8 protein-coding genes and 1 riboswitch are annotated in these 9462 nt (G+C 75.1%); of the genes, 2 read left to right on the plus strand and 6 right to left on the minus strand.

Features of this window, described 5'->3' with window-relative positions; genetic code table 11:
• Nucleotides 1-13 precede the first annotated feature (13 nt).
• The 6 genes from ACFYXV_RS34030 to ACFYXV_RS34055 all read right to left on the minus strand — a co-directional run bounded on the left by ACFYXV_RS34030 (nt 14) and on the right by ACFYXV_RS34055 (nt 7363).
• Nucleotides 14-817 (minus strand): ECF transporter S component, encoded by an 804-nt coding sequence (locus ACFYXV_RS34030; protein WP_389385052.1) that lies wholly within the window; start codon nt 815-817, stop codon nt 14-16.
• Nucleotides 814-2703 (minus strand): ABC transporter ATP-binding protein, encoded by a 1890-nt coding sequence (locus ACFYXV_RS34035; protein WP_389385053.1) that lies wholly within the window; start codon nt 2701-2703, stop codon nt 814-816. The genes ACFYXV_RS34030 and ACFYXV_RS34035 overlap by 4 nt, the downstream gene beginning before the upstream one ends.
• Nucleotides 2700-3863 (minus strand): energy-coupling factor transporter transmembrane protein EcfT, encoded by a 1164-nt coding sequence (locus tag ACFYXV_RS34040; RefSeq protein WP_389385058.1) that lies wholly within the window; start codon nt 3861-3863, stop codon nt 2700-2702. The genes ACFYXV_RS34035 and ACFYXV_RS34040 overlap by 4 nt, the downstream gene beginning before the upstream one ends.
• Before the next feature lie 95 nt (nt 3864-3958).
• A complete protein-coding gene (locus ACFYXV_RS34045; RefSeq protein ID WP_389385054.1) occupies nt 3959-4645 on the minus strand; it encodes an SCO2322 family protein in 687 nt (228 codons plus the stop codon).
• Nucleotides 4645-5904, minus strand: a complete 1260-nt coding sequence (locus ACFYXV_RS34050; protein ID WP_389385055.1) for a prenyltransferase/squalene oxidase repeat-containing protein — start codon at nt 5902-5904, stop codon at nt 4645-4647. Before ACFYXV_RS34050 ends, ACFYXV_RS34045 begins: the two co-directional genes overlap by 1 nt.
• A 135-nt stretch (nt 5905-6039) precedes the next feature.
• A riboswitch (cobalamin riboswitch) is annotated at nt 6040-6114 on the minus strand.
• 100 nt (nt 6115-6214) lie between these two features.
• Nucleotides 6215-7363, minus strand: a complete 1149-nt coding sequence (locus ACFYXV_RS34055; protein ID WP_389385056.1) for an MBL fold metallo-hydrolase — start codon at nt 7361-7363, stop codon at nt 6215-6217.
• A 219-nt stretch (nt 7364-7582) separates the two neighbouring features.
• Between ACFYXV_RS34055 and ACFYXV_RS34060 the strand changes: the two genes are divergently transcribed.
• Nucleotides 7583-9046, plus strand: a complete 1464-nt coding sequence (locus ACFYXV_RS34060) for an aldehyde dehydrogenase (RefSeq protein WP_389385057.1) — start codon at nt 7583-7585, stop codon at nt 9044-9046.
• A complete protein-coding gene (locus ACFYXV_RS34065) occupies nt 9046-9279 on the plus strand; it encodes a ferredoxin (protein ID WP_366104706.1) in 234 nt (77 codons plus the stop codon). Before ACFYXV_RS34060 ends, ACFYXV_RS34065 begins: the two co-directional genes overlap by 1 nt.
• The last annotated feature ends 183 nt before the right edge of the window (nt 9280-9462 follow it).

Here is a 9462-nt window from a genome sequence, read left to right on the forward strand (position 1 = left end):
TGCCAGGCCACTTTCAACGCGAACCGAAGGAAACGGGTGCCTCGAACGCCGCTTTCCGCACCGCCCGCCGCAACGCCTTCAGCAGCGTCCCGCCGATCGCGAGGGTCAGCACGACGGTCAGCACGGCCCGGCCCAGGTCCCAGCCCACCGAGGTCGCCACGCAGTACGCGGCGAAGCGCGCCAGATTGGCGGGGACCGGATCCCCGGGGTGGAACGAGATGCCCTGGCCCATGCCCTGCAAGAGCACCCAGCCCTGCAGGTTCATGACCGTGCCGTACGCGAACGAGCCCGCGAACCCGTACGCCGCCAGCATCAGCAGCTCCGCCCGGCCCCGGAGCCTCTCCGCCCCCGGCAGCAGCCCGGCGCCCAGCGAGAACCAGCCCATGGCCAGCATCTGGAACGGCATCCACGGCCCGACCCCGCCCGTGAGCAGCGCGGAGGCGAACATCGTCACCGAGCCGAGGACGAAGCCGAAGCCGGGGCCGAGCACGCGGCCGCTGAGCACCATCAGGAAGAACATCGGCTCCAGTCCGGCCGTGCCGGCGCCCAGGGGTCGCAAGGCCGCCCCGACCGCGGCGAGCACGCCGAGCATCGCCACCGCCTTGGCGTCCATGCCCTGGTCGGCGATGGTCGCGACGACCACGGCGACGAGGAGGGGGAGCAGCCCCGCGAAGAGCCAGGGGGCGTCCTGGGAGTGGGCGAGGCCGGACTGGCGGTCGGCGAGAAGGGGCCAGCCGAAGGCCGCGATGCCGATGAGGGTGACGAGGAGCAGCGCGGCGGCGGCGCGGGGGCCGATGCGCAGGGGGCGGGCGCTCATCCGGTGGCCTCGGCTCGGGGGTCGGATGCCGATGCCGATGCCGATGCCGATGCGGGCGCGGGCGCGGGGGTGGGCGCGGGTGCCCGTACGGGGGTGGGCTCGGGTGTCCGTTCGGCCAGGGCCTTTGCGACCTGGGTCACCGTGAGCCAGTGGGCCGGGGCCAGGATCTTGGCCACCTGCGGTGCGAAGGCCGGGGACGAGACGACGACCTCGGCGGTCGGGCCGTCCGCGACGGTCTCGCCGCCCGCCAGGATCACGACCCGGTGGGCCAGCTCGGCGGCGAGTTCCACGTCGTGGGTGGCGAGGACGATGGCGTGCCCGTCGGCGGCGAGGCCGCGCAGGACGTCGACCAGGCGGGCCTTGGCCGCGTAGTCCAGACCGCGGGTCGGTTCGTCGAGGAGGAGCAGGGCCGGCCGGCCGGTCAGTACGAGGGCCAGGGCCAGGGCCAGGCGCTGGCCCTCGGAGAGGTCCCGGGGATGGGTGTCGTCGGGGACGCCGGGGAGCAGGGAGGCGACGAGGTCCCGGCAGGTGCCGGGGGCCGCGCCGGCGTCGGAGTCGGCGGCGTCGCACTCGGCGGCCACGGTGTCGGCGTAGAGGAGGTCGCGGGGCTCCTGCGGCACGAGGCCGACGCGGCGGACCATCTCCTGCGGGGCGGTGCGGTGGGGGGTGCGGCCGCCGACGGTGACGGTGCCGGTGGTGGGGGCCAGCGTGCCGACGAGGGTGGCGAGGAGGGTGGACTTGCCCGCACCGTTGCGGCCCATGAGGGCGATGGTCTCGCCGGGGGCTACGGAGAGGTCGATGCCGTGGAGGACCTCGGCGCGGCCGCGGCGCAGGGAGAGGCCGCCGACCTGGGCCACGGGCTCCGCCGGAGCGGCCGGGCGCGCGGGCGTCCGGCCGTCGGCGGTGGCGGCGCCGTGGGCCGGGCCGTGGGCCGGGCCGGTGGCCGGCCCGCTCCGGCGGAGCAGGCGGCCCAGGAGGCCGGGGCGGGCCGCCTCTGCCGGACCGCTCGGCCGGGGGGTGGGGTCCGGATGCGGCGTGCCAGCCGGTGCCGGTGCAGGCAGTGGCGCCGGCGCCGGCAGGTGGGGGAGGAGGTCCGGGGCCCGGCGGCGCGCGTCCCGGACCGACAGGGGGAGGGGGGACCAGCCCGCCAGCCGCCCCAGGGCCACCACCGGGGGGTGGACCGGGGAGACCGCCATGATCGAGGAGGGGCTGCCGAGGACCGGCGGCGCGCCCGGGGACGGGAGGAGGAGGACCTGGTCCGCGTACTGGACCACCCGCTCCAAGCGGTGTTCCGCCAGCAGGACCGTCGTGCCCAGGTCGTGCACCAGGCGCTGGAGCACCGCGAGCACCTCCTCGGCGGCCGCCGGGTCCAGCGCCGAGGTGGGCTCGTCCAGGACCAGGACCTTCGGGTGCGTGGTCAGGACCGAGCCGATCGCGACCCGCTGCTGCTGGCCGCCGGAGAGGGTGGCCAGGGGGCGGTCGCGCAGTTCGTTCAGGCCGAGCAGGTCCAGCGTCTCCTCGACCCGGCGGCGCATGACGGACGGGGCCAGGCCCAGCGACTCCATCCCGTACGCGAGCTCGTCCTCGACCACGTCCGTCACGAAGTGCGCGAGCGGGTCCTGGCCGACCGTGCCGACGACGTCGGCGAGCTCGCGCGGCTTGTGCGTGCGGGTGTCGCGGCCCGCGACCGTGACGCGGCCGCGCAGCGTGCCCCCGGTGAAGTGCGGTACCAGGCCGCAGACGGCGCCGAGGAGGGTGGACTTGCCGACGCCCGACGGGCCGACCAGGAGCGTGAGCTCTCCCTCCGGGATCACCAGATCCACATCGCGGAGGGTGGGCTGCTCGGCGCCGTCGTACGTGACCGACACCTGCTCGAAGCGGATCACTGCGATGCCTCCTTCGGAGGTACGGGGGCCACGAGGGCGGGGACCAGGCCGATCAGGACCGCCGCCGCCGGCCACAGCGGGAGCGCCGGCGCGACCAGCGGGACCACCCCGGGCTGGAGGGCTGCCGGGTCCACCGTCCCGGCGCGGATCAGGGCGGCGGCGACCGCCGCACCCGAACCGGCGACCACCCACGCACGCCACCCCCACCGGTCGGGCCGGTAACGGGTCCGGATGCTGCGCCGCCCTCCCAGGCGCAGGCCCGCGAGCGCCAGGCCGAGGCCGATCACGAGGACCGGCAGCCCGTACGCGGCTCCCTCCGCGGCGAGCAGCCCGTACGTGCCGGCGCACATGCCGAGCAGCCCGCCGAGGGTGAGGACGTTGGTGGTGTGCCGGACGGCGGGCGGGACCTGCGCGGTACGCCCGTAGCCGCGCGCGTCCATCGAGGCGGCGACGGCGACGGAACGCTCCAGCGCCCCCTCAAGGACGGGCAGGCCGATCTGGAGGACGGCCTTGACGCCGCCGGTGGGGCGGCCGCGCAGCCGGCGGGCGGTCCGCAGCCGGGCCACGTCGGCGACCATGTTCGGCGCGAAGGTCATCGCGACGACCACGGCGACCCCCGCCTCGTACAAGGCGGCCGGGAGGGACTTCAGCAGCCGCGCCGGATTGGCGAGGGCGTTGGCGGCGCCGACGCAGACGAGGAGGGTGGCCAGCTTGGCGCCGTCGTAGAAGGCGAAGGCGAGCTGCTCGGCGGTGACGCGGCCGCCGATGCGGATCCCCTGGGCCGCCCAGTCGGGCAGCGGCACTTCGGGGAGGGTGAAGAGGAGGTGCGCGCCGGGGATGGGGGAGCCGAGGAGTACGGAGAAGAGGAGCCGGAGCCCGATGACGAACAGGCCCAGTTTGAGGAAGGCACTGTAGGAGCGGGCCCAGGGGGCGGCGGTGCGGCGGGCGGCCACGACGTAGCCGGCCACGCCCGTGATCAGGCCGAGGAGCAGCGGATTGGTGGTGCGCGAGGCGGCGGTGGCGAGCCCGAGGGCCCACAGCCACCACGCCCCCGCGTGCAGGGCGTTGCCGCGCCGGGCCCGCGGGGCCGAGATGATTTCGTACGAAGCGCGGAACCCGGGACCACCCGCCCCGGCCCTCCCGGGCCCGGCCGGGGTCAGGTCGCCGGGTGCGGGACGGCGGGTCCTGGCCGTACCCGCACCACCGGTGCGGGTGGCCGCGGGCGCGCCGGCCGGGTCCGGGGCGGTCGGCGGTGTCATCGGCGGCGGCGGGACTGCCAGACCGCGGCCGCGGCCAGGGCGGCCACCGCCACCAGTCCGACCAGCAGGGAGGTCGACGGGCCGCCGCCCCCGGCCTTCGGCTCCGCCGACGGCCTCGGACTCGCGCTCGGATTCGTGCTCGGATCCGCGTTCGGCTTTTCCGCCGTGTCCGCGATCGGTTCGCCGCAGCCCTGCTTCGGGTAGCCCGACACCGCGCACAGCAGCGCCGCGCTGTTGTAGCGCAGCGGCTTGGCGGTCTGGGCCAGGGCCTCGGCCGCCGTGGCGTCCGGGGCGACCTGGGCACAGGCCGTGCGCGGGGTGTCCTGCGGCAGGGCGTCGCCGGCCGGGGCGTCCGCCGGGACGCCGAAGTCGACGACCACCGCGATCCGCTTGCGGCCCTCCAGCGCCGGAGTGCCCGCGCAGACCGCCGCGAAATCGGCCGCCGCGCGCGGCTTGGCCGCCTCGGCCGCCGCGTCCTTGCTCACCGAGAAGCGGAAGCCCAGGGCCGAGCCGTCCGCCGGGCGGCCCGTCGAGGGGCCCTGCGTGGCGTACTGCCACTGGCCGCCCGAGGCCTCCCAGAACGACCAGTAGCGGTAGCCCGCCGCGAGCGCCGGGGAGGAGGCCAGGAGGGTGAGCAGGACGCCGAACGCGAGGACCAGCGGGGTCAGGCCGCGGCGGCGCATCAGAGCTGGTTCTTCTTCCGGCGGCCGCTCAGCAGGACGCCGATGCCCATGCCGGCGGCCAGGCCCGCGCCCACGATCCACCAGACGTTCGAGACCGGCTTGTCCGACTTCTCGGCCTTCGCCGACTTGTCCGCCTCGTCGCTCTTGGCTTCCGCCGCCTTGGACGCCGGACCCGTCGCGTTCAGGGCCGTCACCAGGTCCGTGCCGCCGAACGACTTCGGGTCCGTGCCGGTCGCGTGCGCGGCCAGGACCAGCGTGCCGAGGGCCGCCGGGCTGTCCTTGGCCCACTCCGCCGAGTTCGTCTTCAGCCATTCCAGCGCGCCCGCCGCCGACTGCTCGTGCCCGGCCGCGGCCAGGGCGATCACCGCGTCGGCGGTGTTTCCGGTGTCCGCGGTCGGCTGGTCCGCGCCCGGGGTGACGGCCGTGAGGTGGCCGTCCTTCTTCAGCGTCTCGGCCAGGTAGCCGGCCGCGCCCTGGGCCGCGGCCGCCGGGTCGGCGGCGCCCGTCGCCGGGCAGGCCAGAGCGGCCGCGGGGGTGTCGGCGGCGGCCGGGGACACGACCGCGCCCTGGCCCAGGCCGGCCAGGACGGCGGCGGCCGTGGCGTCGGCGTTGGCCGGGAGCTTGCCGTCCGGTGCCGGCTGGTACCCGAAGGCGCCGCGGTCGGCGGCCGGCTCGGCGGCGCAGCCCAGCTGGAAGGCCAGCAGGCCCTCGTACGCGGACTTGCCCGCCTTCGACTTCACGTCGGCCGGCTTCTCGCCCGCCACCGCCAGTGCGCTGATCACGATGGAGGTGGAGTTGCCCTCGCTCGGCGTGCCGGGGACGAAGGCCCAGCCGCCGTCCTCGTTCTGGACGGACTTCAGCCAGTCCACGCTCTTCTTCACCGCCGCGTCCTGACCGCCCAGCGCCTTCAGCGCCTGCACGGCCATCGCGGTGGCGTTGGTGTCGAACATCGTCTTGTCGTCGCAGGCAGCGGTGGCGTCCGCGCGGAAGGAGGCGAATCCGCCGTTGGCGCACTGCTGGCCGACCAGCCAGTCGACGGCCTCCTTGGCCGGCTTCACGCCGACCGTGTGCTGGGCCAGCAGCGCGAAGGACTGCCGCCACACGCCGTCGTACGTCGGGTCCTTCTTGCCGAACAGTCCGGACGGGATCACCGGGGCCGGCGGGGTGGAGGGGGAGGGCGCTGCGAGGGCTGCGGGGGCGGCGCCCACGCAGAGCACGGCGGAGGCGGCGAGCGCGGCGGCGCTGCGGCGGACGTTCATGGGGGGCGGGTGCCTCTCGTGCTGGGGAGCAGGAGGCAGGCCCGTACAGGGCACCGGGCTCCGGCTCCGTTTACCTCGACGGTGCCGGCCGCCGGGGGCTCCGGCGGCGCGAGCCGCGCACCTCGCGTACGGGGCGGTCCGGCTCCCCGCCCGGCGGGGGCCTGGGCGGGTCACGGTTGCGGGTCAGCGCCGGAATCACACCGGCTTCCCCCCGTACGGAAGGGTGGACGACGGGTCAACTGTACCGGCCCGTAACAGCCCGGAAGGGTGACGTCCACCCGCAGCACCCCTTACCCGGGGGCCGCCGCCGTCACAGCGCGCGGTACGTGACCGGGTCGCTGCCCGGGACCGCCTCCGCCCGGCCCTGCTTCACCAGCCGCCGCAGATGGGCTTCCGCTTCCGAGACGGCGATGTTGCGGGAGCCGTACGGGATCTGCTCCCAGGGCCGGTTCCACTCCATGCGCTCCGCCAGCCCCCACGGGGTCAGCGGCTCGGCGAGCAGCTCCCACAGGCCGGTCAGCCGCTCCTCGTGGTGGTCCAGCAGCTCGCGCACCCGGGCCGGGGCGTCGGTGAAGGCGTGCTGGTGGGCCGGGAGCACCTCGGCCGGGTCCAGACGGCCGATGCGTTCGAGGGAGTCGAGGTAGTCGCCGAGGGGGTCGGTGACCCGGGCATCCTCCGGGTCCTCGTAGAGGCCGATGTGCGGGGAGATGCCGGGCAGCAGGTGGTCCCCGGAGAAGAGGCGGCCGTTGCCGGGGAGGTTCCCCGGATGCCGCTCCTCCAGGTGCAGGCAGACGTGGCCGGGGGTGTGCCCGGGGGTCCAGATGGCGCGCAGCCTGCGCCCGGCGAGGGGGAGCAGCTCGCCGGGGACGATCTCCCGGTCGGGGACGGCGGCCCGCAGGCCGGGCAGGGTGCGCAGCCGGCCGCTCGCGCGGGCGGCGCGCAGCGGGGCGATGTGCTCCTCGGGGGCTCCGGCGGCGGCCAGCTTCCCGCTCATGTAGTCGAACCAGGTGCCGGGCTCGGCGGAGCGGGTCCGTACGACGATCTCGGTGTCGGCGGCGTGCATGGCGATCCACGCCCCGGAGGCCTCCCGGACCCGGCCGGACAGGCCGTGGTGGTCGGGGTGGTGGTGGGTGATGACCACGCCGTGGACGTCGGCGACGGCGATGCCGAGGGCGCCGAGGCCGGCGGTGAGGGTGTCCCAGGATTCCGGGTCGTCCCAGCCGGTGTCGATGAGGACGGGTCCGCGGTCGGTGTCGAGGACGTGGACGAGGGTGTGGCCGAGCGGGTTGTCGGGGATCGGGACCTTGATGCCGCGGACGCCGCCGCCGTGGTCGGTGACGTGGGGGGTGACGGGCGGGGTGGTGGCCGGTGCGGTGGGCCCGGCCCCGGGTCCGTCCCCGGGGGCGGTCGGTGGTGCGGCCTGCGGAGGCGTGTCCTGTGACGGCGTGTCCTGCGGCATGGGGGCTCCCTGTCTGCGCTGCGCCCGGCCGCGTCTGCGCCGCCCGGCTCACTCTCACGAGAACGTGTTGCAGTAGTCGCCCAAGTCGACCATCTGCGGCCGGTTCTGACTAGTCGCAACCCTCGGTTGGATCTTCCCGGCGGTTCCGTCCTGGCCGTGGACTCCTGGAACTAGAACTGGTATCAGTTCGGGAACGCCAAGCCGCAGGAGGCATCAGCCATGACCGAGCTCGTGGAACACGGACACCTGTTCATCGGCGGTGAGTGGACGGATCCGCTGGGCACCGACACGATCGAGATCGTCTCCCCCCACACCGAGCAGGTCATCGGCAGCGTCCCGCACGCCTCCCGCGCGGACGTGGACCGCGCCGTCGCGGTCGCGCGCAAGGCCTTCGACGAGGGGCCGTGGCCCCGGATGTCCCTGGACGAGCGGATCGCCGTCGTCACCCGGATCAAGGACGCCATCGCCGTCCGGCACGAGGAGATCGCACGCTCGATCAGCTCGCAGAACGGTTCCCCGTACTCCTGGAGCGTCCTCGCCCAGGCGCTCGGCCCGATGATGGTCTACGACGCCGCGATCCAGGTCGCGCGCGCCTACCCGTACGAGGAGCACCGCCAAGGGGTGCTCGGGCCGATCCTGGTGCGCCGGGAGCCGGTGGGCGTGGTCGCGGCCGTCATCCCGTGGAACGTGCCGCAGTTCGTGGCGGCCGCGAAGCTGGCGCCCGCGCTGCTGACGGGGTCCACGGTGATCCTCAAGCCGTCCCCCGAGTCGCCGCTGGACTCGTACATCCTCGCCGACATCGCCCGCGAGGCCGGGCTGCCGGAAGGGGTGCTGTCGATCCTGCCCGCCGACCGGGAGGTCAGCGAGTACCTCGTCGGCCACCCCGGCGTGGACAAAGTGGCGTTCACGGGCTCGGTCGCGGCCGGCCGGCGCGTGATGGAGGTCGCCGCCCGCAACCTGACGCGGGTCACGCTCGAACTCGGCGGCAAGTCCGCCGCCGTGATCCTGCCGGACGCCGACCTGGAGTCCACCATCGCCGGGATCGTCCCGGCGGCCTGGATGAACAACGGGCAGGCGTGCGTGGCCCAGACCCGCGTGCTCGCGCCGCGCAGCCGGTACGAGGAGGTCGCCGAGGCCCTCGCGGCCGCGGCCGGCGCGCTGGTGGTCGGCGACCCGCTGGACCCCGCGACGCAGCTCGGACCGCTGGTCGCCAGGCGGCAGCAGCAGCGGTCGCTCGACTACATCCGGATCGGGCAGGAAGAGGGTGCGAAGGTCCTGGCGGGCGGCGGCCGCCCGGCCGGTCTGGAGCGGGGCTGGTACGTGGAGCCGACCCTCTTCGGGGACGTCGACAACTCGATGCGGATCGCACGCGAGGAGATCTTCGGACCGGTCGTCTGCCTGATCCCGTACGGGGACGAGGCGGAGGCGGTACGGGTCGCCAACGACTCGGAGTTCGGTCTGAGCGGCAGCGTCTGGACGGGGGACGTGGAGCACGGCATCGACTTCGCCCGGCAGGTGCGCACGGGCACCTTCAACGTGAACACCTTCAGCCTGGACATGCTGGGACCGTTCGGCGGCTACAAGAACAGCGGCGTGGGCCGGGAGTTCGGGCCCGAGGGGCTGAGCGAGTACCTGGAGCACAAGATGATCCACCTGCCGGCGGGCTACGCGGCGGGTGCCTGATGGGCGACCGCTGGGTGGTGGAGGTGGACCGGGGGGTCTGCATCGGCTCGGGGATGTGCGTGAACCACGCACCGGAGGGCTTCGCGCTGGACTCGGCGCGCCAGTCGCATCCCCGGGACCCGGAGACGGACGCGAACGAGCCGGTCCTGACGGCGGCGGAGGGCTGCCCGGTGGAGGCGATCCTCATCACCCTGGCGGGCACGGGCGAGGCGGTGTTCCCGCCGGAGGAGTAGGGGTTGGGCGGGGCGGGGCGGGGCGGGGGCTTCGGGGACGGGGCTCGTCGTCTCGGGGTCGGGTGGGTTGGTGGGGGCTTCGGGGGGTGGGATCCCCGTGTTCGGGGTCGGTGGTGTGTCCGGGGGCGTCCCGGCAGTCCACTGTCCTTCCGTGTCGGGTCGGTCCGTCAAGGGCGCTCCCTG

This window comes from Streptomyces sp. NPDC002181 (assembly GCF_042890485.1).
Taxonomy (GTDB): domain Bacteria; phylum Actinomycetota; class Actinomycetes; order Streptomycetales; family Streptomycetaceae; genus Streptomyces.